Annotated in this window: 22 protein-coding genes; 11 read left to right on the forward strand and 11 right to left on the reverse strand. The window is 51.8% G+C overall.

The window, feature by feature from the left end; all coding sequences use genetic code 11:
* Window positions 1–43 precede the first annotated feature (43 nt).
* The 3 genes from NYE69_RS11710 to NYE69_RS11720 all read left to right on the forward strand — a co-directional run bounded on the left by NYE69_RS11710 (window position 44) and on the right by NYE69_RS11720 (window position 4598).
* The gene (locus NYE69_RS11710) at window positions 44–1948 is read left to right on the forward strand and encodes a Dam family site-specific DNA-(adenine-N6)-methyltransferase (RefSeq protein WP_185134721.1); all 1905 of its coding nucleotides are present in this window, start codon (window positions 44–46) and stop codon (window positions 1946–1948) included.
* A gap of 21 nt (window positions 1949–1969) precedes the next feature.
* Window positions 1970–3724, forward strand: a complete 1755-nt coding sequence (locus NYE69_RS11715; RefSeq protein ID WP_101808207.1) for an AlwI family type II restriction endonuclease — start codon at window positions 1970–1972, stop codon at window positions 3722–3724.
* A gap of 493 nt (window positions 3725–4217) precedes the next feature.
* Complete coding sequence (locus NYE69_RS11720) at window positions 4218–4598, forward strand: helix-turn-helix domain-containing protein (RefSeq protein WP_185134720.1); 381 nt, start codon at window positions 4218–4220, stop codon at window positions 4596–4598.
* 61 nt (window positions 4599–4659) lie between these two features.
* Here NYE69_RS11720 and rlmD read toward each other — a convergent pair whose 3' ends face one another.
* The 5 genes from rlmD to NYE69_RS11745 all read right to left on the reverse strand — a co-directional run bounded on the left by rlmD (window position 4660) and on the right by NYE69_RS11745 (window position 10447).
* A complete protein-coding gene (rlmD, locus tag NYE69_RS11725; RefSeq protein ID WP_340926333.1) occupies window positions 4660–6135 on the reverse strand; it encodes a 23S rRNA (uracil(1939)-C(5))-methyltransferase RlmD in 1476 nt (491 codons plus the stop codon).
* A gap of 163 nt (window positions 6136–6298) precedes the next feature.
* Complete coding sequence (locus tag NYE69_RS11730) at window positions 6299–6487, reverse strand: CLC_0170 family protein (protein WP_328273581.1); 189 nt, start codon at window positions 6485–6487, stop codon at window positions 6299–6301.
* 12 nt (window positions 6488–6499) lie between these two features.
* Window positions 6500–7729: a Ger(x)C family spore germination protein gene (locus NYE69_RS11735; RefSeq protein WP_340926334.1), complete on the reverse strand. Its 1230-nt coding sequence runs from the start codon at window positions 7727–7729 to the stop codon at window positions 6500–6502.
* Window positions 7726–8820: a GerAB/ArcD/ProY family transporter gene (locus NYE69_RS11740; RefSeq protein ID WP_340926335.1), complete on the reverse strand. Its 1095-nt coding sequence runs from the start codon at window positions 8818–8820 to the stop codon at window positions 7726–7728. Before NYE69_RS11740 ends, NYE69_RS11735 begins: the two co-directional genes overlap by 4 nt.
* Window positions 8768–10447, reverse strand: coding sequence for a spore germination protein (locus NYE69_RS11745; RefSeq protein WP_340926336.1), 1680 nt, complete (start codon window positions 10445–10447; stop codon window positions 8768–8770). The genes NYE69_RS11740 and NYE69_RS11745 overlap by 53 nt, the downstream gene beginning before the upstream one ends.
* A gap of 464 nt (window positions 10448–10911) precedes the next feature.
* Between NYE69_RS11745 and recQ the strand changes: the two genes are divergently transcribed.
* From recQ to NYE69_RS11760, 3 genes are all read left to right on the forward strand, one after another.
* A complete protein-coding gene (gene recQ, locus NYE69_RS11750; RefSeq protein ID WP_340926337.1) occupies window positions 10912–12750 on the forward strand; it encodes a DNA helicase RecQ in 1839 nt (612 codons plus the stop codon).
* 11 nt (window positions 12751–12761) lie between these two features.
* On the forward strand, window positions 12762–14846 hold the full coding sequence (locus NYE69_RS11755) for a B12-binding domain-containing radical SAM protein (protein WP_340926338.1): 2085 nt from the start codon (window positions 12762–12764) through the stop codon (window positions 14844–14846).
* Between the two features lie 446 nt (window positions 14847–15292).
* Window positions 15293–15526 carry a hypothetical protein gene (locus NYE69_RS11760; RefSeq protein ID WP_340926339.1) on the forward strand — a complete coding sequence of 78 codons (234 nt, stop codon included), beginning with the start codon at window positions 15293–15295 and terminating at the stop codon, window positions 15524–15526.
* Window positions 15527–15551: 25 nt separating this feature from the next.
* Here NYE69_RS11760 and NYE69_RS11765 read toward each other — a convergent pair whose 3' ends face one another.
* From NYE69_RS11765 to NYE69_RS11780, 4 genes are all read right to left on the reverse strand, one after another.
* Window positions 15552–16511 (reverse strand): alpha/beta hydrolase, encoded by a 960-nt coding sequence (locus NYE69_RS11765; RefSeq protein WP_340926340.1) that lies wholly within the window; start codon window positions 16509–16511, stop codon window positions 15552–15554.
* A gap of 476 nt (window positions 16512–16987) precedes the next feature.
* The gene (locus tag NYE69_RS11770) at window positions 16988–17386 is read right to left on the reverse strand and encodes a VOC family protein (RefSeq protein ID WP_328273706.1); all 399 of its coding nucleotides are present in this window, start codon (window positions 17384–17386) and stop codon (window positions 16988–16990) included.
* Between the two features lie 170 nt (window positions 17387–17556).
* Window positions 17557–18138, reverse strand: coding sequence for a tRNA (mnm(5)s(2)U34)-methyltransferase (locus NYE69_RS11775; RefSeq protein WP_340926341.1), 582 nt, complete (start codon window positions 18136–18138; stop codon window positions 17557–17559).
* Complete coding sequence (locus tag NYE69_RS11780) at window positions 18117–19094, reverse strand: TIGR01212 family radical SAM protein (protein WP_328272487.1); 978 nt, start codon at window positions 19092–19094, stop codon at window positions 18117–18119. The genes NYE69_RS11775 and NYE69_RS11780 overlap by 22 nt, the downstream gene beginning before the upstream one ends.
* A 334-nt stretch (window positions 19095–19428) precedes the next feature.
* Here NYE69_RS11780 and trmB point away from each other — a divergent pair, with 334 nt between their 5' ends.
* Entirely contained in the window at window positions 19429–20136 is a 708-nt protein-coding gene (trmB, locus tag NYE69_RS11785) for a tRNA (guanosine(46)-N7)-methyltransferase TrmB (protein ID WP_340926342.1), read from the forward strand.
* Window positions 20137–20190: 54 nt separating this feature from the next.
* Here trmB and NYE69_RS11790 read toward each other — a convergent pair whose 3' ends face one another.
* Together NYE69_RS11790 and NYE69_RS11795 are read right to left on the reverse strand one after the other, a co-directional pair.
* Window positions 20191–21330, reverse strand: coding sequence for an MGDG synthase family glycosyltransferase (locus tag NYE69_RS11790; protein WP_328272485.1), 1140 nt, complete (start codon window positions 21328–21330; stop codon window positions 20191–20193).
* Window positions 21331–21382: 52 nt separating this feature from the next.
* Window positions 21383–21910, reverse strand: coding sequence for a phosphatase PAP2 family protein (locus NYE69_RS11795; protein WP_340926343.1), 528 nt, complete (start codon window positions 21908–21910; stop codon window positions 21383–21385).
* A 624-nt stretch (window positions 21911–22534) separates the two neighbouring features.
* Here NYE69_RS11795 and NYE69_RS11800 point away from each other — a divergent pair.
* The 4 genes from NYE69_RS11800 (at window position 22535) to rplT (ending at window position 25838) form a co-directional block, all read left to right on the forward strand.
* On the forward strand, window positions 22535–23773 hold the full coding sequence (locus NYE69_RS11800) for a glycosyltransferase family 2 protein (protein ID WP_124331709.1): 1239 nt from the start codon (window positions 22535–22537) through the stop codon (window positions 23771–23773).
* A 710-nt stretch (window positions 23774–24483) separates the two neighbouring features.
* Complete coding sequence (gene infC, locus NYE69_RS11805) at window positions 24484–24978, forward strand: translation initiation factor IF-3 (RefSeq protein ID WP_213510467.1); 495 nt, start codon at window positions 24484–24486, stop codon at window positions 24976–24978.
* Between the two features lie 87 nt (window positions 24979–25065).
* Entirely contained in the window at window positions 25066–25266 is a 201-nt protein-coding gene (rpmI, locus tag NYE69_RS11810) for a 50S ribosomal protein L35 (RefSeq protein ID WP_036624934.1), read from the forward strand.
* 212 nt (window positions 25267–25478) lie between these two features.
* Window positions 25479–25838, forward strand: a complete 360-nt coding sequence (gene rplT / locus NYE69_RS11815; protein ID WP_036624933.1) for a 50S ribosomal protein L20 — start codon at window positions 25479–25481, stop codon at window positions 25836–25838.
* The last annotated feature ends 272 nt before the right edge of the window (window positions 25839–26110 follow it).

The following is a 26110-nucleotide window of genomic DNA, read 5'->3' on the forward strand; positions in this document are numbered from 1 at the left end:
TTGTGAGTGCGGTACGGAATGAATATAAAGGTGGTAATAAATAATGGCTGTCCCGAAACAACAATTACTTATTCAGCAGATTGAAAAACCGATAGCCAAACCAATATTAAAATGGGCAGGCGGAAAGCAACAACTTTGGAATGAAATTGCACGGCATGTTCCGAATAAATTCAACAAATACATTGAACCTTTTTTCGGTGGGGGCGCGATGTTCTTTGGCTTGCAACCGGATAACGCAGTTATATCAGATACTAACCCCGATTTAGTAAACTTGTATAAAACTGTTCGGGATAATGTTAATGAACTAATCGAATGTCTTGGGGGTTTTGTAAATGAAGAGGAATTTTTCTACTCCATTCGAAGCCAAGACCCGACGCATTTAAGCCATATTGAACGTGCGGCAAGAACCCTATTCTTGAATAAAACTTGCTTTAACGGGCTATACCGTGTAAATAAAAAAGGTCAGTTCAATGTTCCATTTGGCAAATACAAGAACCCTAATTTCTGTGATGTTGAGGGGCTTAAAGCGGCAAGTTCTGCGTTATTTGATACCACAATCGTTGAAGGCGATTATTTGGAAGTTCTGAACAACTACGCCGAACCGGATGATTTCATTTATTTAGACCCTCCTTACCTTCCGATTTCTACTTATTCGGATTTCAAACGTTATACGAAGGAGTTCTTTTACGAAGAAGACCACGTTGCATTAGCAAATGAAGTTCATCGACTTTACGAATTGGGTTGTACGGTTGTTCTGACTAACTCGAATCATCCATTAGTTTACGAGTTATACCGTGATTACAAAATTGAAGTTCACAAGACGAAGCGTTATATCAATTCGGATGCAAGTAAACGTGACGGACAAGACGTATTGGTAGTGGCACAACCACGTAGAAGGAGTTTCAAGGTTGTAAAACCGGAAATTCCAAATACGCAGTTAGACCGATTCCCCGGCACAAGATATATGGGCAGTAAGAACAATTTACTTGATAGTATTTGGGATATTGCTTCTCAGTTCCGATTCGATTCGGTGTTGGACGCATTTAGTGGTAGTGGCGTAGTAAGCTACATGTTTAAGACGAAAGGTAAAACCGTTTATTCGAATGACTTTATGACGTTTTCTGCTAACGTAACAAAAGCGATAGTTGAAAACAATTCCGTTACCCTAGACGAAAAAGACGTCAATTTCTTGCTAAAAGAAGGCGACGGTAATGGATTTGTTTATGAAACATTCAAGGGTCTTTATTTTTCTGACGAAGAAAACATTTTCATAGACGATTTGAGAGCACGAATTGAAAAGTTGCAAGACCCTTATAAAAGAGCGTTGGCAATCGCGGCTTTAACTCGTGCTTGCTTGAAACGAAGACCTAGGGGGATTTTTACTTACGTCGGGTATCGATATGATGATGGACGTAAGGATTTACAAAAAAGTTTGAAAGAACATTTCCTTGAATCCGTTGAAGCGTACAATAATGCAGTATTTGATAACGGCAAACAAAACATATCCACTAATAGGGATACTATGGAACTTAGACGACACGCTGATTTAGTTTATATCGACCCACCGTATTACAGCCCGTTGAGTGATAACGAGTACACGAGACGCTATCATTTTGTTGAAGGGCTATCGAAACGGTGGGAAGGTTTGGAAATCCAACAGGATACAAAAACCAAAAAATTCAAGAAGTATCCTACGCCTTTTGGAACAAAGGTCGGTGCTTACGATGCATTTGACAAGTTATTTGCTAAACACAAGGATAGCATCATAATGGTTTCCTATTCTTCAAATGCGTTCCCTTCAATGGAAGAAATGATTGAACTTCTTTGTAAATATAAAGATAAAGTTGAAGTCAACCAGATTGACCATAGATATTCGTTTGGAAATCAAGGTCATAAAGTTGACGACAACAACAATGAAGTACAAGAGTACATTTTTGTCGGATACTAAACAATTGTCGAGGTGTGCCGTATGAGTTCTCCGTGGCATTTTGGTAATACAACTGTAAGAAATCCTTTACGAATACGTGAAGGTTTGATTGTACTTAAGAATACGTTAAACGGTAATATCATCGGTAAATCGCAAGAGCGTTTATTTGCTGATGAACTTGATAGAGCAGGCGTTATTGAAATTGCAAACAAGCAGAGAGATTACAGCGATATGGGACGTAAATGGCGTTCCTGCTTATCTCAACTTGGATTTATCACGCATAAATTCAAAAGAGATTTAAGACCGGACGAAAAAGACCCTGCAATTTTAGAAGTTGTGGCTGAAAATCCAGAGTACGGGTTGACTGGTCGCGCTTATGAGATTACGCCAAGTGGTCAAAGAATGATAAACGCCGAAACAGTTCAGGAACAACAAGAATGTATGCTAAGAGCATTACTTGCATATGAGATTCCTTCTGTGATTGAACCGACTAACGGCGAAGAAAGTTTTAACCCATTTATTTTTATCTTACAAGTGCTTCAAAGGTTGGGTTCACTTGAAAACTCGGAAGGCTTAAGCAAAGTTGAAATGGGGATAGTGCAAATTTATCGAGACCACAAGTCTGTTGATGAAGTTGTTGAAAAAATCCTTGAATTTAGAGCCGAAAGAAATGCGGTCACAGGTAGAGTTGCAAAACGTAGAGTGGATAACGCCTTGTTAGAACGTATTGCCGCTAGTGTTGGTTTACAAAGGGATTCGCTAAAGGATTACGCTGACGTGAATTTCAGATACCCACGATTAACGGGACTTGTCTCATTAAAGGGAAAACGGCTTATTCTTAGTGATAAAAAGTTACCAATAATCAACGCAATCATTTCAGTTGACCGTCGGATTATCGGTAAAGAAAACGGCAAAGAATATCTAACTCGTCTTTGGAACGGTTCTCAACTTCCAACTGATAATGAAATTACGGCTAGAGAAGAAATCGTTAGATTCCGTCAACTTCTCATTGACTCCGGTATGGATGAAGCATTAGTACCGACTATACCAGAGACGCAAGAAGTTGCTGATTTGAATCAAGTACGACTTAGACTTGAGGTATTATACCAACAAGTCCTAGAAAAGAATTATGCGTCCCAACAAGATGAAGAGGAACAAGTAAAGGAAATTATTGCTTATCTCAAAAAGATTGATAAGCAACCGATTGATGAAGAAACGTATGATATTGATATTGAAGACGAACCTGCATACTTGGAATGGGCGGTATGGAGAGCGTTTCTAGCTATTAATCAACTTGTAAACAAACCGCATGAAGCAAGGAGATTTAAGGTTGACCAAGACTTTTTCCCGTTAGGTTGTGCCCCCGGTGGCGGTCCCGATTTGATATTCGAATTTGAGGACTATGTTCTGGTAGTGGAGGTAACTCTAACAACTTCATCACGCCAAGAAGCCGCAGAAGGCGAACCAGTCCGTAGGCACGTTGCAAAAGAAAAAGCAAAGGTCGCCGCGGCAAGTGGAAAACCTGTTTACGGATTGTTCTTAGCACGTTCCATTGATAATAATACAGCAGAAACATTCCGTGTTGGCGTTTGGTACACAGGAGACGAACCAGATTTCATTAACATTGTACCGATTACACTAAAGCAATTCATTTTAATGATGGAAAAATATGTTACGAACCGCTATGACAATAAAGAGTTCAGAAGGGTACTGGACACATGTTTAATTCCTAGAAATGCACATGCTCCTGCTTGGAAGAGAGAAATTCAAAAAGTAGTTGATGGTTTCTTGGGGTAGGTTGAAGGCAAATACCTATGATTGAGGTAACTTAATTCAGTAAAACTGACAGAATGGCAAAGAATAAACATAGAGCCACCCAAACATGGGCGGCTCTTTTAATTGCTCTAAGGGGCTTTAAGGGCTTCTAATTAGACCTACCGGGTGTCGAATGAATCGGTTTTTGTTAGTGCGGCAGAGTTTACCCTCGACTGCTACGCACAAAATTTTTCTGAAATGGTGTTTGACGCACATTATTCCTTCTTGAGTCCCCTTAAAATGAAAAAGCTGTATTATACAATAGAAAAAACGTATTGTAAATATCCAGAATTTGTCATTTTTCTAAGTGTGTGATACTGTATTTGATGAATAGAAAAACTTGACTCAGGGGTGATTATGTTGAATCTATTAATCATTATTATTTCAATCGCAGTAGCAATACTTTGTACAATAACAACGATAATCAATTTCAAAACACTCAAACTACTTAAAAAAGAAAGGGAAAAAGGTAGTCATGAGTAATTTACAACCTAGGTTATTTCGTAAAAGAACAGAAAAGTATTGGCATGATTATAGACGCTACCAAACCTTTAACAACGAAGAAGAACTTAACCAAACTATCTCCAAGATTTATGAAATTTATGAACTTACCTCGTCAATGGAATCTGTTCTCAATACTCTGCAACTTAATTCGCGTACCTATTTTGGTGTTTGTTGGCTCAAGGTAGCTGAGATAGCTGAGCAAAGCAATGTATCGAAAAGAACCGTTCAACGTGTCCTTAAAGAGTTCAATGACGAGGGCTTGATTACTGTACATAGTCAAATAGACATAAAGCGAGGTGGAAAGTCCGCTAACGTCTACGTCATTAACTGCATGACTGACAGTACATATTAGGGCAGAAAAATAGAGGGGCGTATCGCCCCTCTTTACTATTTCCGCCAATACACCTCAACTATTAGTCTTTCCTGACCAACAGTGAGCAACACTCCACATGGCTCGTCTGCGGGAACATGTCGACCGGCTGCACCCAATCAATGGCGTAACCGCCGTCCAGCAGCACCTTGCAATCCTTCGCCAGGGTGGAAGGGTTGCAGGAGACGTAAACGAAGCGCTTCGGCTTCGTGCGCAGCACCGCTTCGAGGAAGCGGGGAGCGAGCCCGGTGCGCGGCGGATCGGCGACGATGACGTCCGGCGCGAAGCCGCTCTTCACCCAGCGGGGCAGCAGCTCCTCGGCGTAGCCGGCGTAAAAGGCGGCGTTGTCCCGCCCGTTGCGGGCCGCGTTCGCTTTCGCGTCCTCGACGGCCTCGGGGATTGACTCGATCCCGCGCACCTCCCGGGCGTAAGGCGCCAGCCACAGGCCGATCGTGCCGGTGCCGCAATAGGCGTCGACGACTGTTTCCCGGCCGGTCAGCCCGGCGGCGGCGCGCACCGTCTCGTACAGCTTCACCGTCTGAATCGGATTCAACTGGAAAAAGGCCCGGGGCGACAACGTAAACTCCAGGTCGCCCAGCGACTCTTGGATGCTGTCTTCGCCCCACAGGATCACCGTCTTGTTGCCGAAGACCAGCGAAGTGTTTTTCGGGTTGACGTTCATCGCAATGCTCGTCAGATCGGGCATCGCCAGCCGCAGCGCTTTGATCAGCTCGGCCTGGCGGGGCAGCTTGTCGCTTGCCGTCACCAGCGTGACCTGGAGCTGCTCCGACTGGAACCCCCAGCGGACGACGATCGTGCGGACGAGTCCCTGATTGCTTTTTTCCCGGTAGACGGGGATTTGCAGTTGCTGCAGGACGTTGCGCGTCCGGTCCACCGCTTCATTGATCTTCGGATGCTGGATCGGGCAGCCGGTGATGTCGATCAGCTTGTGCGAGTCGGCCGCGTATAGTCCGGCGATCACGCCTTCCTGGGCCATGCCGAGCTGCAGCTGCGCTTTGTTGCGGTAATTCCAGGGATGCTCCATGCCCAGCATCGGCTTGATCCGGACGTCCTGGAGCCCGGCATAACGGGAGAACGCCTCGCGCACCATGTCCTCTTTGCCGGCAAGCTGGCCCTCATAGGACAGATGCTGGATTTGGCAGCCGCCGCAAATGCCGAAAACCGGACAGGGCGCATCCACCCGGTAGGGTGAGCGTTTTTCGATCTCCTTGATGACGGCGGAAATGAACTTGTCCGAAACGCCGGTAACCTCCGCCTTGATGACTTCCCCCGGGATAGCGCCTTCGATAAACACCGCTTTGCGGCGGTAATAGCCGACCCCTTCGCCGTTGATCCCAAGCCGCTTGACCGTGACGACGATCCTGTCGCCCGTCTTCAGCCGGTCGGCCTGCTCGCGGCTGGCGGCGGACGGCTTCGCAGCGGGTTTCGAACGCGGGTGCGAATCCCGGGTTTTCCCCGGGGGACGCGATGTATTGTAACGTGGTTTATGATCGTTCATTGATCCAAAATCTCCATTTCCGAAAAAGGTACAGTCTCACTATACCACGGGGGAGCGGGGAGCACCACAGGCGGCCCGGCTTCAAGCGGCTTGCGCTAGGCTCCAAGCGGCCGGGAGGGCTTGCGTCCGCGCACGAGAGGTTGTTCGCTTTTTGAACGCCTACTTAAATACGCAGCAGCAGAAAAGCAAGAAACCCCGCGATCGAGAGAACGATTTCGGCCCAGCCCAAAACGCGGGCGCTGCGCTGTTCTTTTTGCATATGGGCCAGCCTGTAAATTTCCTTGTCCACCAGCAGCAAAATAAGTCCCGAAAACAGGAGCAGGCTGGAGGTAAATGCGAGCATGCGGGTCATTCGGGCTTCCTCCTATTTGCTTTTCATTCCGACGCGGCGGATCGTGTTTTCGATTTCGACGTCCACGGGGATATCCGCGTACATCAGCTCCCAATCGCGTTTTTGGCGGATATTGTCCCGCCAGAAGGAACGGTAGTGGGCTCTTACGTATTCTCCGATCCCGAAAATATCCGAATGATCGCGCTGGGTTTTGCGGATGAACGACTTGATCAGGGCCGCCGCGTTTTGATCGAACACCCTCTCGATCTTTCGGATGTCCGCCGAACTGTCGACGGCTTGCTCGGAACCAAAGTGCTCGTCGAGAACGGATTCGACATGGATCTTAAAGGAAACATGGGGCTTGCCGTCCACGATTTTGACATCGGTCTTCGCGTGCCGTTCCGTAACTTTAGTCATGACGTAACCGATGCCGGGGACATGGTACAGGGTGGAATATCCGCCGGGATTCAGGCCTTTGGCCGCCATGTAAGCCCCGATTTCGATCGGATCGCTGGTTCCCGCGAGGCGGCCGTCGCTGAAATAAGCGATTCCTTTGATCATCACGTTTTCTTTGCCCTTAATGGTGATGTAAGGCAAGAAGCCGTCCTGCCCCCATTTCGATTCCTCATCCCAGAAAGCGCCGAGATAATTGGGCGGAAACTTGCCCATGCCGATCGCTTTTTCCACCATGGCATCCAGGTAAAGCGTCGGGACCCGTTCCAGCGGAGGGGCGACCTTCATCAGCCTTGCCGCTTCAATATCGGAAACGAGCAGCCAGATACGGCGGCGGACTTCCGGGTTGCGGCGCAGGAAATCGTTAAGTTCATCAAGCCCCAGCTTGGCGATCTCTTCGTTGATCACGATTATCCGCAGATGGACGAGGTAGCGGGGATCGGCGATTTCCTGCTGCAAATTGTTCAGCGCCTCGTCCAGGGTGTGGCCGATGACTTGCACGACCCAAACCGGATTGGCGTTCCCCGTGCTGCCGCCGCCGCCCATGCCGCCGCCCGGCCCTAAAGGAACGCGCCCGGGAACGGCGATTTGCGCGGTCACTCTAATCATTTTGCCGTTGATCGGCTGATTTTTAAGGACGGTGACCTTCGGATCTTCCTTGGCGCTCTCCGGCGGCGCCTCGTCGATGGCAAGACCAAGCACCAGCGCCCGGTTCTCGATTTCAACCTGATCCCAGCACCCGGACAAGCAGAGCGGCAGAATCAAGGCCATTACGCACAGCAGGAACTTTTTGGGAAACCTCTTATTCATGGGAAAGTCCTCCTCCCGCGCCGAATGAGCGAAACCACCAAGAGCAGCAGACCGTATCCCGTCAGAAAAATATAGCCGGACCAATCGGCGATCCGAGAGATGTCGTATAGTTGAAACAGGTTTTCCGGGAGCATGGCGATGGCGAAAAAAACAGGAATCAGCAGGGTAGAGGTCGATCGCTGATCCTGCATCCGCAGCAGCTCGCTAAGCGAATAAGCCGAAATGTAGTAGCCGGAATACAGCGTCGAATAGATGTTTATCACCCACATGATGATAAAGATCGCGTCAAAGCGCTCGATGACCTGGCCGCTCAGTTCAATGGATCTGGCCACTTCAAGGGTTGGATACAACAGCAGCTTTGCTTCCTCCACTCCATATATGCCCAGGGCCGATAGGGTGATCAAGAGGTACATCCCTCCGGAAACCGAAATGGCGATAACGCTTGCTTTCAGGGCCTTCCTTGGTTTTTCCGTGATAGGGAGCAGGGTGGCGATGATAAAAGAACCCAAATAGAGGGAGGCCGATGAAAACAGCGCCGGCACGATGTCCGGAGGCTCATTGCCCAGCAGCGGCATCAGATTCAACGGATTGATCGATTTGGCGGAGATGAGAACCAGAAACAGAAATGGCGTAATCACGAAAGGCCAGTAAAAAATATGTATATAGCAAAACTTAAGCACGTTCCTCCTGCTGGAGAAAGCGATCAGAAGCAGCATCAGCAGAATGCTCATCTCGATGGGCGTTTTGCGAAAGACGACGGTGGAGAGCACATCTCCGATTTGCCGAAGCCCGAGGGCGGTCGTAATCAGAAAAACGGCCAGCACCAGAACATGGGTAATAAAGGCCGGCCATCTTCCGATTAAGGTGCGGCTGTAGCCGTAAATCGTTTGACCGTTGAATCTCTGGCTCAGGAGCGCAAAGATGAACAGGGTGACTGCAGCGCAAACCGTGCCGGTCACCGTGAATAGCGGAGCGGCGGTGCCGGCGGTTTCGGCCATAATTCTAGGAAGGCTTAAGACGTTGGAGCCGAAAATCGTGCTACTGATCACGATCGCCAGCTGTATCGTGCTGATCTTCCTTGCGTTTTTCATCGTGGCTTCCCTCCGGTAGAATGATTTTTTCGAGTTGGCGCTCAAGCGTGCCTTCGGCGCGCCGCGTATCATCGACCGCATGCAGATAGCTGGGGCGTCTGCCCATCCACCAGAGCGGAGCGCGCATGAAGGTATCCTTGATTCCGGCGCGTTTCTTGGCCACAATCGATTTTAAATAGGGGACTCCGAATGATTCGAGATACAACAAATGGTTGATGATAAAAATACTTCCGATCATCACCCCGTACAGCCCGAACAAGCCGGCCAGGACGATCAGGGGGAAGCGGAGCATACGCAAGGCGATCGCCACATTATAAGCGGGCGTCGCGAACGATCCGATCGTGGTCAGGGCGACGATGACGACCGTAATCGGGCTCGACAAACCGGCGGAAACGGCCGCCTGGCCGACGACGAGAACGCCGACGATCGATAAGGCGCCGCCGATCATCTGCGGCAGCCGGATCGTCGCCTCGCGCAAAATTTCCATGGAAACCTCCATGATGAGCACTTCCAGCATGGCCGGAAAAGGAACGCCCGCCCGGCCGCCGGCGATCGCCACGGCAAAATCCGTCGGCATCAGCTCGGGATTGTAGGAGATGACGGACACATACAGCGACGGAAAGAAGATGGAAAACATCAAGGCCATTAACCGGACGAACCGGAGCAGGCTTGCGATCAGAAACCGTTCGGAATAATCGTCGATCGTTTGAAAAAACTGATCGAACAGCGCCGGCACGATCAGCGCAAAGGAGGAGCCGTCGACCAAAATCGCGACCCTCCCTTCCAGCAAGGCGGCGACGGTTTTATCGGGCCGTTCCGTATTTTGGATTTGCGGAAAAGGGGACAGCGGCTGGTCTTCGATAAACTGTTCGATATAACCGGCATCGATGATCCCGTCGATGTTGATTTTTCCCAAGCGCCGCATCACTTCGCCGATCAGCTCCGGGTTTGCGATGCCGTCCATATAGCATACCGCCACTTTCGATTTGGTCCGCGCCCCGATATCCCCGGTTTCGATTTTCAGACTTGGGCTCTGCAGCCGGTAACGGATCAGCGACAGATTCGTTTCCAATGCTTCGATAAATCCTTCCCGGGCGCCGCGGATGACCTGCTCGGTTTGCGGCTGCTCGATGCCGCGTTTTTTGATTTTACGCGAATCGAAGGTTTGCCCCTCTGCGAATCCGTCCAGCAGCAGCACGGCATGCCCTTTGGTCATCCATTCCAGCAGAGCGCTCCAATCGGAGCTGCGCGCCCCCACATTAATGTAGATCGTTTCTTCGCAAAGGGCGGTCAGCACATCGTCCCCCGAACCGGATTCCCGTCCGCCCTCCGCCGACATCAGCGCTCTGACGATCCCTTCCTGGATCTGCTTTTGGTCGGTTAGGGAGGAGTAATACAACAATGCCGCTTCCCGCTGGCCGTAATGCAGTTTCCGAACGGTAAGATCGGTATTGTCGCCGAGCCGCACCTGCACTTCCCGCAAATTGCGTTCCAGGCTGCTGTCCAGTTGCTTGGCGTTTCCCCGCTTACCGTCCTGTCCGCCGGTATCTTTGGAGGAAGAAGACGAGGAGCCGGCTTGGCGCTGCTTTTCCACAAAAGTTTCGTATTTGCGTTTCCAATCCAACATCACTTAAGCCCTCCGCAGCTGTGTTTGGTCGTTCGGGTGCGGCTATTCGCCCGCCTAAACGGGTTATATATAGTTGAACTAACCAAATGCGGAAGTTAGGCACGGCAGTGGTCGCCTTTGTGAGCGGATTTCATCCTTGCTGGAATCTAAAAAAATCATCAGAAATCCGCGAACAACAGCGACCGTAAAAACATTTCACACGGCTGGCCTGATCCGTACAATCCATAGTTCAACTTGTGTAGAAGCAAGCACGCTAACTAATTAGAGTGTTGGTTATTTTGGAAATGTTTATGTAGAGGCGGTTTATTTAGGCGCGAAAGGGCGTGAGGCGGCGCGCTTAATGGATCGTGGATCGGCGAATCGCGGAGCGATGGATTCGCGGATCGACGGATCATGGTTGCCAAGGTGCGGCCAAGCCCGGTAAACTTTAAGTATATGGATTTAGGGAGAAGAGTGAGGAGCAAATGATTTCACAAACAGCAAACATGGAACAAGCGCGGCAATTGCTGCAAAAATATTACGGCTACCCCGATTTCCGCGAAGGTCAGCGAAAAATCGTGGAAAGCGTGCTGTCGGGCGCGGATACGCTTGGCATTATGCCCACCGGCGGCGGCAAATCGATCTGCTACCAGGTTCCGGCGCTTTTGCTGCCGGGGCTTACGCTGGTCGTGTCGCCGCTCATTTCTTTGATGAAGGATCAGGTGGACGCGCTGACCGCGATGGGGATCTCCGCCGCTTACATCAACAGCACGCTCACCGGCAAAGAGGTGAACGAGCGCATCCGCGCCGCCCGGCGCGGCGAGCTGAAGCTGCTGTACGTGGCCCCGGAGCGGCTGGAGCTGGACTGGTTCCGCGAAGAGATGAGCGGGCTAACCATCTCCTGCGTCGCCGTGGACGAAGCGCACTGCGTTTCGCAGTGGGGGCACGACTTCCGGACGAGTTACCTGGCGGTGTCGCCGTTTGTGCAGGGGCTGCCGCAGCGCCCGATCATCGCGGCCTTCACCGCGACGGCGACGCCGGAGGTCATGGACGACATGGTGTCGCTGCTGCGGCTCGCGGAGCCAGCCGTCTTCGTCACCGGCCTCGGCCGGGACAATCTGGCGATGTCGGTGCTGCGCGGTGAAAATAAACGCGAGTTCGTGATGAACTATGCGAACACGCACGCGCACCAGCCCGGCATCGTGTATGCGGCGACCCGCAAGGAGGTCGACGATCTGTACGACCGGCTGCGCCGCTCCGGCATTCCGGCGGGCCGCTACCACGCCGGCTTGTCCGACAAGGAGCGGGAGGAAAACCAGGAGGCGTTCCTGTATGACGATATCCGCGTGATGGTTGCCACCAATGCGTTTGGCATGGGAATCGACAAGTCGAACGTGCGGTACGTCATCCACTTCAATATGCCGAAAAATATGGAAGCGTATGTCCAGGAAGCCGGCCGGGCCGGCCGCGACGGCGAGCCGAGCGAATGCATTTTGCTGTTCAGCCCGCAGGACATCATGACGCAAAAATTTCTGATCGAGCAAAATCCGCAGGACGAAAACCGCAAGCGCAACGAATACCGCAAGCTGCAGCAGATGGTGGAATACTGCTATCAGACCAAGTGCCTGCGCTGGGCGATGCTCGATTACTTCGGCGAGGAGCATGACCACACGCCGTGCGGCATCTGCAGCTCCTGCCGGGACGAACGCGAGCTGGTCGACATGACCCGCGACGCGCAGATCGTCTTCTCCTGCATCCACCGGATGCGGGAGCGGTTTGGCGTGTCGCTGGTCTCCTCCGTTCTTAAGGGCTCGCAGAACAAAAAGGTGCTGCAGTACGGCTTCGACTCGCTGCCGACCTACGGAATGATGCGCACGCGCACGGAGAAGGAAATTTCCGAGCTGATCAACGTGTTTATCGCCGAGGGTTATTTGGCCCTGTCCGAAGGGCAGTACCCGGTCGTACGCCTGCAGCCGCTGGCCGTGGAGGTGCTGAAAAGCCGCCATCAAGTGATGCTGCGCGCGCCGGAGCCGGCCGCCGGCAAACAGAGCGGATCCGGCGGCGGATCGCGCCGCAGAGGCTATGACGACGGCCCGTCCGCGGTGAATGAGACGATTTTCGAGCAGCTGCGCCTCATCCGGCGCGATCTGGCCGAGAAGGAGCATGTTCCTTCTTATATCATTTTCAACGATGCGACACTGCGCGAAATGAGCGTCGTCTGCCCGACGAGCGAAGCGGATATGCTGAGGATTAAAGGCGTGGGGGAAGTCAAATACCGGAAGTATGGGAAACCGTTTTTGGATTTTTTTCAAAATATGGAATAGGGTTGTGAAACATGAAGGTCATACTGGCGACTTTAAACGCAAAATTTATCCACACTTCGCTGGCCATTCGGCTGCTTAAAGCTTACAGCGGGAACGAGTTCGATATCGATTTGGCCGAATATACGATCAAGGATCCCGTGATGAACATCGTTTCCGACCTGTTTCAGCGCCGGCCCGACGTGGTCGGCTTCTCTTGTTACATCTGGAACATCGAAGAGACGATCAAAGTGATCCGGTTGCTGAAAAAGGTGCTGCCGGAAACGGCGATTGTGCTGGGCGGCCCTGAGGTGTCTTACGATACGCAGCATTGGATGGAGCGCGTTCGCGATGTCGATTTCATCGTGATGGGCGACGGCGAGGAGACGTTCCATCATTTGCTGCAGGAGCTGTCCGGCGACCGGAAGTTCCACTTCGTGTTCGGCGCGGCTTACCGTAAAGGCGAGGAGGTTGTGATCAACCCGCCGCGGCCAAAATCCGACCTGAACACGCTGCCTTCGCCGCACCGTTTTCCCGAAGACATTCCGAACCTCGGTAAGCGGATCATTTATTTTGAGACGAGCCGGGGCTGCCCGTTCAGCTGCCAGTTTTGCCTGTCCAGCATCGAGGTGGGGGTGCGCTATTACGATATCGAACGCGTGAAATCCGACATCCTGTACCTGATCGAGCACGGGGCGAAAACGATCAAGTTTTTGGACCGCACGTTTAACATCAACCGCAGCTATGCGATGGAAATGTTCCAGTTTCTGATCGACAACCATCAAGGCTGCGTGTTTCAATTCGAAATCACGGCGGACATCATGCGGCCCGAGGTGCTGGATTTTCTGGCGGAAAACGCGCCGCCGGGGATCTTCCGCTTCGAAATCGGCGTGCAGTCGACGAACGATCCGACCAACGAGCTCGTCAAGCGGCGGCAGAACTTCGCGAAGCTGACCCGCACGGTGACCAAAATCAAGGACAGCGGCAAAATCGACCAGCATCTCGATCTGATCGCCGGGCTGCCGGAGGAGGATTACGCGACGTTCCGCAAGACGTTTAACGACGTGTTTGCTTTGCGTCCCGAGGAGCTGCAGCTCGGCTTCCTGAAAATGCTGCGCGGAACCGGGCTGCGGAATGACGCGGCCAAATACAATTACGTGTATATGGACCATGCTCCTTATGAGATTTTGGGCAACGATGTGCTGCCGTTTTCGGACGTCGTGCGCCTGAAACGGCTCGAGGATGTGCTGGAGAAATATTGGAACGCGCATCGGATGGACCACACGCTGGAATATCTGGTGAGCCGCGAGTTCGACTCGCCGTTCGATTTCTTCCAGGAGTTCGGCGATTACTGGGAAGAGCGGGGCTGGCAGCGGATCGGCCATCAGCTTGAGGACTTGTTCGCCCGTTTGCACGAATTTCTCGCCCATCGCGGCCTGAAGCGGCCGGAGGTGGCCCTTGGCCTGATGAAGCTCGATTATTTGCTCGGGCATAAATACAAGCCGCGCAAAATCTGGTGGGAGGACCGGCTGGACAAGGACCGCCGCAGCGGCTATTTCAAGGCGCTGGCGGAGCATCCGGCGGCGTTGTCCGCAGACTTCGCGGCCTACGGTCTGGACGAGCGCGAGCTGCAGAAATACGCCTGCCTGGAGGTGCTGCCGTTCCGGCTGGGCGACGTGCTCGCCGGGAAGGAAGCCCCGGCAGAGCCTGCGGCGCAAAGCGGGGCCGCTGTCACAGCCATAGCCGTAGATACAGCTACAGTTGCAGATACAGACTCTGCTACAGACAAAACCATTGCCACAGATAAAGATTCAATCGCAGACACAACCGTTGTTACAACCACAGTCACAGTCACAGATACAGTAACAGCCACAGATGCAGACGCAATCACAGATACAGTAACAGCCACGGATGCAGACGCAATCACAGATACAGATACAATCACAGCCACAACCATAGCCACAACCGGAGCAGGAGCAGTTGCCGATCAGCTTTCCGCCACTTCGGAGGCGACCCTGCTGATCGTGCTGTACCAGCAGAGCGAGGACGAGCGCCCGGTATTTTTTCATGTGCCGCTGGCAATTCCGCTATCTTTGGCACCTTCTATTACCGGCCGCTAGCGTTGCATTAACCACAAACTATTCTAACGGTTGCCACAATCGCTATTTGTCCCAAAAACGTTGATTTCAAATTCTAACGGTTGCCATAGCGCTTATTTCACTTAAACTCGGCTAATTCTGCTTAGATTAAGGCAAATAGTGGCGATCACAACCGTTAGAATTTACAAAAGGCCTTTTTTCGTAAAATAGCCGTAGTTACAACCGTTAGATTTCTGGCGGACGATAGTTTCGATTCGAAAACCTGAGCAATTGCGGGAAATCTGGAAAGTATCAGGGCTACAACTTGTCTAGTGCAAGAGTTTATGCAACGCTGGTGATCACTGGCTCGAATTAGAGGAAAAAAAGGCCGTTATTTCCTTCCCAATCGAGGGATGAGGCAATTAGCGACATAAGAGGGCCTTATTTTCCGCTGACCGGCTTAAATGGGGGAGAAACGGGAGCCCGCCGTGGAAATAGAGGAAAAAAATGTCGTTATTCCTACGAAAGGTGGCCGAATGGCGAAAATAAGGACAAAAAGTACCGCTATTGTGCATCCCATCGAATATCGGCAGGCATCCGGCAGGTATTCCTCCGGGAATTCCACCGAGTATCTGGCGGACGACCCACTGAGTATCGTAGAACGTTCGACGGGAAGCCAACTGCTGACCAGCCTGCGAAAAACACCAAAATCAAGCCGCTGACTTATTCAGCGGCTTGATTGCTATGCTATGAGGAGCTGCCCTCAGCCTCTGCGCTGATAGGCAAATGGCGCTCCAGCCAATCGGCAAGATCGTTCATCACTTCGTCACGGTTGATTTCGTTCAGCATTTCGTGGCGCCCGCCGGGGTACAGCTTCACCTCGACTTCCTGCAGCCCCAGCCAGGAATACAAAGCGTTCAGCCGCCGAATGCCTTCACCGTGCAAGCCGACCGGGTCCTGGTCGCCGGCGAAAATATAGACCGGCTTATGTTTCGGGATATACTGCATGTGCTCCGGCTGATGGATTTCCTGCAGCAGATCGAAAAAATCCTGAAAAAAACCGGCGCTGCACAGAAAACCACAGTAAGGGTCGTTTATGTATTTGTCGACCTCAAGCTCGTCACGGGACAACCAGTCAAACGGAGTTCTGGCGGGCAGAAACTTCCGGTTGAAGCCGCCGAAGGTGAGCGCGTTCATCAGGAAACTGGGATGATCATCTCCTTGAAACCTTGCCTGCAGGCGGGCCAGGTTTTTGCCGAAGCCGAGCAGCGAGCGCGGCCCGTTCGTACCCGTAAGGACGAACCCGCGGTAAGGCTCGTGTGCAGCATACATTATTTTTTGCGTTAAAAAAGAACCCATGCTGTGGCCGAGCAAAAACAGCGGCAGCTCCGGGTACTCGCCGCGGATGATTGCGCCAAGGTTGATGAGATCCTGCACCATACCGTTAAAGCCGTTTTCGCCGGGCCAGCCCAATTCCTCCGGGCCTCTGGCGGTGCGGCCGTGGCCGCGATGGTCGTTGGCGTAAACGACAAAGCCGCGGGCGGTCAACACCCGGGCGAGGCGCTCGTATCTTTTCGCGGTTTCCGCCATGCCGTGAGCGATTTGCAGCACACCCCGCGGCGGGGGAGCGGCTCCTTCCGCGCTCCAGCGATAGACGAACACGTCATGGCCGGCGCCGTTTTCGAACGTAAACGTTCGCTCTTCCATGCGCAGCACTCGCTTTCTCAGATTTGTTAAGGAAAAACGCATTTCAACTTCACAGAACGAAAATCAGCCTAAAAGCAGGTCAATCCGATGGTTCAAATGTAAAAATGCAGTTCATTGCGGGCCAAAGTCTACTTTTTTATCATATAGCCCTAAATGAGATGTACTTTCGGCTTTCGCAGTTGATTACATCGGTTTCGTGAAAAAATCAACTCGGCTGCAGGCCTTAACCAAATCCGGCCTAGTGGGGCGATCGCTTTGCAACTATTACTGAAGCTGCCCTCGCGAAGCCGTTGCCAAAACCGGGAAAAGCTTTCCGCTCTGATTTAGCGTCGGCTCCACCGGTAGATCACGGATTTCCCCATTAGATCAAGGCTTGATTGCCAATTTTATGCTGCGAAAGTGGAAAGCCGCGTTCGACCCGAAGACGGTCACTCCGTCAGTCCATCACACTGCAACTCCATCACACCGCAATGCCGTCACACCGTCACCGCTGGCTGAAAAAACTCAATCCGCTCGCCGTCCGGTCCGTTAAAGAAGAAAAAGCGGCCGCCACCCGGGAGCGAGCGGATTTCCCCGTCAAGCCCCGACAGGCCCAAAGCGGCGATACGGGCGTATTCTTCCTCGATCTCGCTGGCGGTGAAGGCGATGTGGTGAACGCGCCCTTCTCCCGGCAGATCTTCCCCGCCCTGCAAACTAACCAGTTCTACCTCTACTGACTCCTGTCCCGGAAAAGATAGAAAAGCGAGCCGCAACGGGTCGCCGACCTCCCCGATCGTGTGAAGCAGCTTCAGCCCGATAACCCGCTCGTAAAATTCGATCGAATCCTCCAGCGCGGACACGCGGATTCCGACATGCTCGATTTTGCGAATACCCATGAATAAACCCCAGCCTTTCTTTTATCGTTTGCCTATTGTTCGCTGTTCATTGTTCATTTTTATCGTTTATCGTTCGCTGTTCGCCGTTCATTGTTTATTGTTCATTTTTTATCGTTTATTGTTCGCTGTTCGCTGTTCCTGTTTATCGTTCGCTGTTCATCGTTCATCGCTTATCTTTTCTCTACGGCGACCAGATAAGGCGCGGCTGGCCTTTGCAGCTGCCGGTATACAATCGCTTGTCCATCTGCGGCGGACAGTGACGCGGCCCAGGCTTCCACGGCCGCGGCTTCGGTCTCTCCGCCGGGGTGCCCCGGGTAGAGGACGGCGGTGAGAATCCCGCGCGGCCGCAGCAGGCGAACGGCGGCCTCAAGCGCCGGGATCGTGCTGTCCGGGAGCGTGATCAGCGCCGGGTCCGCTCCTGCGGCCGGCAGGTAGCCGAGATTGAACATCACGGCGCCCAAACGGCCATGGACCTCGGCGGGCAAAGCAGCCTCCATCTCGGCATGGCTGCGTTCGATCAGGGTGACGCCGGCCAGGGAGGAGGGCGCCCCTTTGTCAAGCCGCTCCCGGGTCAGGTTTAAGGCTTGCGGTTGAATATCGAAGGCGAACACCCGCCCCTTCGGTCCGCAGGCTTTGGCCAAAAACAGCGTGTCCGCCCCCGTGCCGGCGGTGGCGTCGACCGCGGCATCGCCCGGCTGCAGCCGTTCGCCCGCCAGCTTATGGGCCATGCTTAACACCGAGAGGAAACCCATGCCCCTTGCCCCCTCCAGTATTTGCCCTGCCAGGAATCGCGCCGTTTCAGCTCGGCGTCGATGGCGTTCAGCACTTCCCATTTTTTCAGGCTCCACATCGGCCCGATCAGCAGGTCGCGCGGCGCGTCTCCCGTTAGGCGGTGGACGATCATCTCCGGCGGCAGAAACTCCAGCGTATCGACGATCAGCTTGATGTATTCGTCCATTTCCAGGAACCGCAGCAGTCCGGCTTCATACTGCTTCACCATCGGCGTTTTGCGCATCAGGTGAAGCAGGTGGATTTTGATACCCTGAACATCCATGGCAGCGACGGCCCGCCCCGTTTCGAGCATCATTTCATGGGTTTCCTGGGGAAGGCCGTAAATGATATGCGTGCAGACGCGAATATTCCGTTTGCGCAGCTTCTCGACGGCGTCAAGATAACACTTTGTATCATGCGCCCGGTTGATCAGTTCGGAAGTCGATTCATGGATGCTCTGCAGCCCCATCTCGACCCATAAATAAGTCCGCTCGTTCAGCTCGGCCAAATAATCGACGACGTCATCCGGGAGACAGTCCGGCCGGGTGGCGATGGACAAGCCGACGACGCCGGGCTGTTCGAGGATCGCCTCGTAATACTCGCGGAGCACCTCAACCGGGGCATACGTGTTCGTATAGGCCTGGAAGTAACCGATGTATTTGGCCTGCGGCCATTTCTGGTGCTGCCGGTCGCGGATCCGGTTGAATTGGGTCACCAGGTCGTCCCGGCGGCTGCCGGCAAAATCTCCCGAGCCCCGGGCGCTGCAAAAGGTGCAGCCGCCTTTGGCGATGGAACCGTCGCGGTTGGGGCAGGTAAAGCCGGCATCCAGCATCACCTTGAACACTTTTTCCCCGAATTCGCGGCGCATCTCGATATTCCAGGTATGAAATCGCTTGTCTCCCCACAAAGCAGGAGTGTCCGCCATTAGTGTACTCATCACAAGCTCCTTTATTTTGTCAAAAAAATTTTTTGTATATTTATTCACTGGGAAAAGCCCGTCGTTTCGGCGATTCTACCTGATTCATTGTATCAAATTTTTCGAAAAAAGGGGAATACAGCCTGGTAGCTTCCTTGCAGTGAAATACGGATTATGCTATTTTGAATGTATTAAATTTGTTGGAACCCCAATTCCAAAATATATCGAAAAAGGAATCACTCGTTCGTCTCCCCGGCGTTCGTTTCGGTTCCTTTTTCATTTTCCGCTCTTTACTTTTATGACGATCTTCGGCAAAATATTGCAAGTACGAATAACCAGAAAAGCGAGGAATAACATGCGTTTACGCGGCAGAAAAGGCATTCGGGAGGATTTGGAGCAGCAGCGCGACCTGGTTGTGCTGGATCCCCGGGAATATAAAGGACGCTGGGCGGAGGCGTTCGGCAACGGACGGCCGATTCACATCGAGCTTGGCATGGGAAAAGGACAGTTTATCAGCGGGATGAGCGTAAAATACCCGGAGGTCAATTTTATCGGCATGGATATGTACGATGAGCTGATTCGCCGGGCGGGCGAGAAGGCGCGGGCGATTTGGCGGGAACAGGGCGCGGAGCGGCCGGAAAACGTCAGGCTGGCGCTCGGTAACGTCGAATCGCTGGAGGAGTTTTTTGCTCCGGGGGAAGTGGAGCGGATTTATTTGAATTTCAGCGATCCTTGGCCGAAGAAGAAGCATTGGCGCAGAAGGTTGACGCACCCCAGATTTTTGGACAAATATCGCGCCCTGCTGAACGAGCGGGGGGAAATTCACTTTAAGACGGATTCCCGGATTCTGTTCGAGTTTTCGTTGAATTCGTTTGCCGCATGCGGGCTGCAGATGAGCGATATTTCACTCAGCCTGCATGAGGGAGGCGTTAACGAGGAGCATGTCATGACGGAATACGAGAGCAAGTTCGTCGGTCAAGGCCTGCCGATTTACCGCTGCGAGGTGATCGTGGGGGAAGCGGCGCTGCAGCGGTATCATGAACATAAGCTGGAGCGGTTTTAGATCGGGCTTGAAAAAACAAGGCGGCGCAAAGGGATACCCTTGCGCCGCCTTGTTTTATTTTCGAATGAAATTCGTGTTTCCAAGAAGATCGATGATGGCCTGGGCGCTCTGCATCGGACGGAAGCGGGCGATATGGCTCAGCGCGTCTTCCCTGGCGCGGACGACATCTTCGTAATCGTCGGTCAGGCGTTTGATCCAATTCGTGATATCGTCCAGGGAATCGATCGGAGTTCCCCATCCTTGCTGCGCGAAATAGTGGGAATTTTCTTCCTCCTGGCCGGGAAGCGGCTTGTGGAACAGCATCGGGATGCCTTTGGCCAGTCCCTCGGAGCAGGTCATTCCCCCGGGCTTCGTAATCAGCAGGTCGGATATTTCCATCAGCTTGTCGATTTCCTTCGTGAATCCGAGCAGCCGAATATTCGGATGGATGAAGCGAGGATCCTTTTTCATCTTTTCCAGCGACTTTTCGTTGCTGCCGAAGCAGAAAATGATTTGGATATTTTCCCGGTATGAGGCCAGCAGCGAGTTCACCGCCTCATCCTTCATAAACCCCCAGCCTCCGCCCATCACCAGAACGGTCGGCATGTCCTTCAAGCCGAACTGTTGGCGGATGTCTTCTTTGCGGTGGCGCTCCCAGAAATTCGGATGCACGGGAATGCCCGTGATCAGGATTTTACTCTTGTCCACGCCGCGGTCCATCAGTTTGCGCTGCACCTGGTCGGTGGAGACGAGGTAGCAGTTCACTTCCCGGCTTACCCACGCCCCGTGCACATCGTAATCGGTAATTACGGTGCAAAGCGGCACGTCAAGCATGCCCAGCCGCTTCATCCGCGAGATGACCGCGCTGGGAATCGGGTGGGTGCAGACGATCACGTCGGGATGCAGCTGGCGTATGATCTGGATGGTGCGGGTATAAAAAATCCGATGTAGAGCAAGCGTCGTCAATCGGTTCATGGATTTTTTGTAATTGCTGCGGTACATCATGCGGATGAGCCTGGGCTGGGTGGACACTGTTTTTTTGTACGCGGTGATGAACAGCGGAGCCACTCTCGGGTTCAAAAAACTGCCGAGCTCCAGGACTTTCGTTTGCACGTTTGGCGCCAGCTTCCGTAAACTGCTGGAGAGCGCATAGGCCGCCTGGGTATGTCCCGCTCCAAACCCTTCGGATAAAAGCAAGACTCTTTGTTTATGCACTTTGGTTTCACCTTTTCCTGCAAGGTTTTCCTACTGAACTACAATATCCCCTTTACGCCCAGAATGCAACCGTGCCGAGGGCCACGCAAGAACCGATCACCGCGCCGGCAAGGCAGTCCGAAGGATAATGCAGGCCCAGGTAAATCCGCGAAACGGCGACCACCAGCGCCACGGGCAAAAGCACAAATCCGAGCCCGGGGGCGGCGGCCACGAACGGTACCGTTACCGAAAAAATCGCCGTCGTATGCCCGGAAGGAAAAGAATGGTCCTTCAGCGGATTCCTGAAGGTGTTCGTGCCCGGCAGCGTCAAATACGGCCTAACGCGCGGATATGTTTTTTTGACGAGCGCGACGGGAAGATGGCTGAGCGCAAGAGCAACGCATGATTGCAGGCCTACCCTGCTCCAGGGCTGGGGTGCGGCAAGCCAGATGAGCAAGGAAAAGGCGATCGTAAACGTAGCTCCGCCCAAAAAAGTTAATCGATAAAGCCAGGAATTGAGAAATTCGCGGTGCCAGCGGCCGTTGATCCCCACGAAAATCCGGCGGTCCAGGTTTTTTAATTTTTGAATGAACTGATTCATGTAATCCCTCCGCGTTTGGTTTGGCCGCGTTCTACGGCCTAAAACTGCCCGTTTTTACGTTTTGGTTAAAAAGTAGGATGGCATTTTCAGGTTAGACTTATCATATTTTTAATCCATGGCCTTTTCAAGAACTGTTTTTTTTGTTCGGGGTTCATCGGCGGGTTTTGACTTTTTGCCCGGCGTCCCTTTACAATGATTCAAATAATAGCAAAAAAGTTTAAAAAAAAGTGCAGGAATCTGTAAACTTTTTGCCGCTTTGTCACGTCTGTTAAATATGGAACGTTCCTTTTTTTGACGTGGAGAATGAAAAAAAGTTGGAACCTGAAATAAAAAGTGCCAAAAGTGATGAAAATAAGAACAAACCGCACCTGCACGCAGGATGCGGCGGTCCCGTACGCGAAAATAGACCGACTTCGGATATATTTGCGCTACGGCGGGGTTATAGTGGCTTTGACAAAAGCGGCAAATTCGTGGAAAATCGAATGCGTTACGTTAATTTGATTAGAAAAAAATGCCATTCGAAAGACAAAAAAAGGGACAGTGACAAAAAAAAGGGTCAATTATTACCAAACGCTCCGGACATGAGAGATAGAAAACGGAGCATTAAAAAGGGGGCAAGAAATCATGTTGGACATCATCTTGGTCTCGCTGCAGGTGGTGCTTGCGGTGATTGGGGTGTATCAGTTCGGTTTAGCTTTATTCGGCATGTACAAGAAAAAAACGAAAAGGCAATTCGAGCCAACCAAATCTTTTGCCGTGCTTGTCGCGGCGCACAACGAAGAAAAAGTGGTCGGGGCTTTGATGGAAAATCTCAAGCTCCTGAACTATCCGAAAGAATTGTTCGACGTATTTGTCATTTGCGATAACTGCACGGACGGTACGGCGGACATCGTCCGCAGCCACGGCATGAACGCCTGCGTCCGCAGCAATCCGAATTTGCGCGGCAAGGGCTACGCGATCGAATGGATGCTGAAGCAGCTGTGGAAAATGCCGCGCCAGTACGACGCGATCGTGATGTTTGACGCCGACAACCTGGCGCATCCGGATTTCCTGCGGGAAATGAACAACGATCTGTGCTCCGGGGCCCGAGTGATCCAAGGGTACATCGACACGAAGAACCCGGAGGATTCCTGGATTACGGCTTCTTACGGGATCTCGTACTGGTACTGCAACCGGCTTTGGCAGTTGTCCCGGCATAATTTGAACATGGCGAACTTCCTGGGCGGCACGGGGATGTGCTTTGAAACGAACCTGCTCAAAGAGATGGGCTGGGGCGCGACAAGCTTGGTCGAAGACCTGGAATTTACGATGCGCTGCGTGGAGCGGGGCGTGTATCCGGTGTTTAACTACGACGCCAAGCTGTTCGACGAGAAGCCGCTGACGTTCAAAGCTTCGGCGCGCCAGCGGTTGCGGTGGATGCAGGGGCACTTTACGGTCGCCCGCCGTTACTTCTTCCCGCTGCTCTGGAAGAGCATCAAGGAACGCAATTTGGTCAAGCTGGATATGGCGCTTTATGGGGTCAACGTATACATCGTGTTGCTGACGTTCCTGCTGACGGCATTGATCTGGGTGGACCAGTCGCTGCTGCAAGGGCCGCATTTCGATACGCTTTATCAATACTTGCCGATGTGGGTTTCCTATTTGGCGATCGCCGCGAACGTGTTTATTTTCCTGGCGGCCATGATCCTGGAGAAGGTGAAGTCCAAGAAGGTGTACGCATACCTGATCCTATTCCCGATCTATCTGATCTCCTGGTGGCCGATCACGTTCTACGCGTTCTTTACGCAAAACAACAAGCAATGGAGCCATACGCAGCATACGCGTGTAGTGCGCCTCGAAGAAGTGCAAAGCAAACAAGGCTGATTTAAGGAAACTCAAAAGGCCGTCTTTTGATCACGAAGTAATTTCAGGGGGCTGTTCGGCGTCGAATCTTGGATTCAGCCGGGCCCTGCGTGTGCTCACGTAGGCTCACCTACGCTGCGCTACTCGGTCCCGGCTTCATCCAACCTTCTCGGTACTGAAAAGCCGGTTTTTAAACTTTTATTGAAACGGTAGCCGGGGGGCGCCGGATGAATAGCGGTAAAAAATGATCTTATTTTATCTGACTGGGGAATTGTGAATCGAGTAGGGGAATTTTATTCCCTTATTTTTGGGTGAAGGCGGTGAATCGCTCCTTTTTACGAGCTGTCTTGCGAGATAGGGACATATATTTCCTCTATTTCGGGTGAGCGGAGCAAAGTCACCAAAATAGCGACATAAATGGTCGTTATTTTTGGCTGCCGGAAATGAAGCAAGCATTTTTTATCCAAACCGCTTGACTTGGCGTTTGTCCGCATGCTATAGTATTTGAGGTTGCAAGAAGTTTTTGGATTGCAAGCAGAGGCCCCGGCTTCTCACCTGACCGACTTTAACGTTGGCTGGTTTTGATCCAATGATTTGTGAATGATATGTTCATGAAGAATTGACGATCAATTTGGGATGCGGGCGTAAGACCTGCATCCTTTTTATGTGCCCAAGTTTCGGTCAAAGAGCTTAAGACCTTTTGGAGGTGGAGAATTATCAGTAAGGAACATTTGATCAATGATGAGATTCGTGCGAAAGAGGTCCGTCTGGTTGGCGCTGCTGGAGAACAAATTGGCATCAAGCCGCTGCGCGAAGCGCTGCAGATGGCGATCGACCTGAATCTGGATCTGGTGAACGTTGCGCCGACTGCCAAGCCGCCGGTTTGCCGGATTATGGACTATGGCAAGTTCCGTTACGAGCAACAGAAGAAAGAGAAGGAAGCCCGCAAAAATCAGAAAATTGTGGACATCAAAGAAGTCTGGTTCCGGAGCAACATCGAGGAGCACGATTTCCAAACGAAGCTTCGCAATGTGATCAAATTTTTGAAGGATGGCGACAAGGTGAAATGTTCGGTCCGCTTCCGCGGACGCGAAATTGCCCATGCCGACATCGGGAAAAAAATTCTCGACCGCGTCAAAGATGAGGTTGCGGAAATCTCAACCATTGAGCGCCTTCCGAAGCTGGAAGGACGCAGCATGATCATGATTCTGGCACCGAAAAACTAAGCGTTTGTTTTCTATATATGTGCGTTTCGCCTGCGGAATGCCTTGGATTGGGAACAATCGCCTCACAAACTTTGAGGGGGAAGTATAATGCCTAAAATGAAAACTCACAGCAGCCTGAAAGGCCGCTTCAAAATTACCGGATCCGGTAAAGTTAGACGTTACAAAGCGAACCGCAATCACTTGCTGTCCCATAAGTCCAATCGCAGAAAACGTGTTTTGGCCAACAGCCCTGTTGCTTACGCAGGTGACGTTAGCCGTATGAAACAACAACTGGCAAACTTGAAGTAATCAAAGAGGTAGTTCAAAAAGTCATCTTTTGAGGATATAAGAAAGTAAAGCCTCTCGGCACCAGCTTCCTTATATCGCAAGAATAACCACCGCTTAAGGCGGTCTGGCTTCCGTGCAGATGCATCGATCGAGGTTTTCTGATCATGATGCCTGCTGAAAACCTGACTTTTTGAACGCTCATACTTAACACAACTTTTTGGGAGGTTTTTAATATGGCAAGAGTAAAAGGCGGATTCGTCGTTCGTCGTCGTCATAAAAAAGTATTGAAACTGGCTAAAGGTTATTTCGGTTCGAAGCACCGCATTTTCAAAACCGCGAACGAGCAGGTTATGAAATCCCTGCTGTACGCATACCGCGACCGTCGCACGAAAAAACGCGACTTCCGCAAGCTTTGGATCGTTCGGATCAATGCGGCAGCTCGCATGAACGGTTTGTCCTACAGCAAATTGATGCATGGCTTGAAATTGGCCGAAGTGAACATCAACCGCAAAATGCTGGCGGATCTCGCCGTCAACGACCTGAACGCATTTAATTCTTTGGCCGCCGTAGCCAAAGAAAAAATCAACGCTTAATTAGGTTGACAAGGCGCTGTTTCCGGTATTAGAACACCGGGGCGGCGCCTTTTTTAGAAGATGCATAAGCAAGACAGGCATGGAAATTAGAAAATGAGGAAGTATATAGATACAGCGGGGCGAAGCGGGCCGAGAGAAAAAAGCTTATATTGTGCTTCGGGTTGCTGGGAAAAGTTCGGAAATAGACAGTTCTTCCCAGCTTAAGTTCACATCAAACGAACATTGCGTGGGAAACTTGTCAAAAGCAAGCGCTTTACCTGGAATAAACACGA

Source organism: Paenibacillus sp. FSL R5-0527, assembly GCF_038008055.1.
Lineage (GTDB): Bacteria > Bacillota > Bacilli > Paenibacillales > Paenibacillaceae > Fontibacillus > Fontibacillus macerans.

What these genes read in the sequence shown, in the direction of transcription:
- NYE69_RS11710 (WP_185134721.1), top strand. Translation starts at nt 44, where the DNA reads ATGGCTGTCCCGAAACAACAATTACTTATTCAGCAGATTGAAAAACCG.
- NYE69_RS11715 (WP_101808207.1), top strand. Translation starts at nt 1,970, where the DNA reads ATGAGTTCTCCGTGGCATTTTGGTAATACAACTGTAAGAAATCCTTTA.
- NYE69_RS11720 (WP_185134720.1), top strand. Translation starts at nt 4,218, where the DNA reads ATGAGTAATTTACAACCTAGGTTATTTCGTAAAAGAACAGAAAAGTAT.
- rlmD (WP_340926333.1), bottom strand. Translation starts at nt 6,135, where the DNA reads ATGAACGATCATAAACCACGTTACAATACATCGCGTCCCCCGGGGAAA.
- NYE69_RS11730 (WP_328273581.1), bottom strand. Translation starts at nt 6,487, where the DNA reads ATGACCCGCATGCTCGCATTTACCTCCAGCCTGCTCCTGTTTTCGGGA.
- NYE69_RS11735 (WP_340926334.1), bottom strand. Translation starts at nt 7,729, where the DNA reads ATGAATAAGAGGTTTCCCAAAAAGTTCCTGCTGTGCGTAATGGCCTTG.
- NYE69_RS11740 (WP_340926335.1), bottom strand. Translation starts at nt 8,820, where the DNA reads ATGAAAAACGCAAGGAAGATCAGCACGATACAGCTGGCGATCGTGATC.
- NYE69_RS11745 (WP_340926336.1), bottom strand. Translation starts at nt 10,447, where the DNA reads ATGTTGGATTGGAAACGCAAATACGAAACTTTTGTGGAAAAGCAGCGC.
- recQ (WP_340926337.1), top strand. Translation starts at nt 10,912, where the DNA reads ATGATTTCACAAACAGCAAACATGGAACAAGCGCGGCAATTGCTGCAA.
- NYE69_RS11755 (WP_340926338.1), top strand. Translation starts at nt 12,762, where the DNA reads ATGAAGGTCATACTGGCGACTTTAAACGCAAAATTTATCCACACTTCG.
- NYE69_RS11765 (WP_340926340.1), bottom strand. Translation starts at nt 16,511, where the DNA reads ATGGAAGAGCGAACGTTTACGTTCGAAAACGGCGCCGGCCATGACGTG.
- NYE69_RS11770 (WP_328273706.1), bottom strand. Translation starts at nt 17,386, where the DNA reads ATGGGTATTCGCAAAATCGAGCATGTCGGAATCCGCGTGTCCGCGCTG.
- NYE69_RS11775 (WP_340926341.1), bottom strand. Translation starts at nt 18,138, where the DNA reads ATGGGTTTCCTCTCGGTGTTAAGCATGGCCCATAAGCTGGCGGGCGAA.
- NYE69_RS11780 (WP_328272487.1), bottom strand. Translation starts at nt 19,094, where the DNA reads ATGAGTACACTAATGGCGGACACTCCTGCTTTGTGGGGAGACAAGCGA.
- trmB (WP_340926342.1), top strand. Translation starts at nt 19,429, where the DNA reads ATGCGTTTACGCGGCAGAAAAGGCATTCGGGAGGATTTGGAGCAGCAG.
- NYE69_RS11795 (WP_340926343.1), bottom strand. Translation starts at nt 21,910, where the DNA reads ATGAATCAGTTCATTCAAAAATTAAAAAACCTGGACCGCCGGATTTTC.
- NYE69_RS11800 (WP_124331709.1), top strand. Translation starts at nt 22,535, where the DNA reads ATGTTGGACATCATCTTGGTCTCGCTGCAGGTGGTGCTTGCGGTGATT.
- rpmI (WP_036624934.1), top strand. Translation starts at nt 25,066, where the DNA reads ATGCCTAAAATGAAAACTCACAGCAGCCTGAAAGGCCGCTTCAAAATT.
- rplT (WP_036624933.1), top strand. Translation starts at nt 25,479, where the DNA reads ATGGCAAGAGTAAAAGGCGGATTCGTCGTTCGTCGTCGTCATAAAAAA.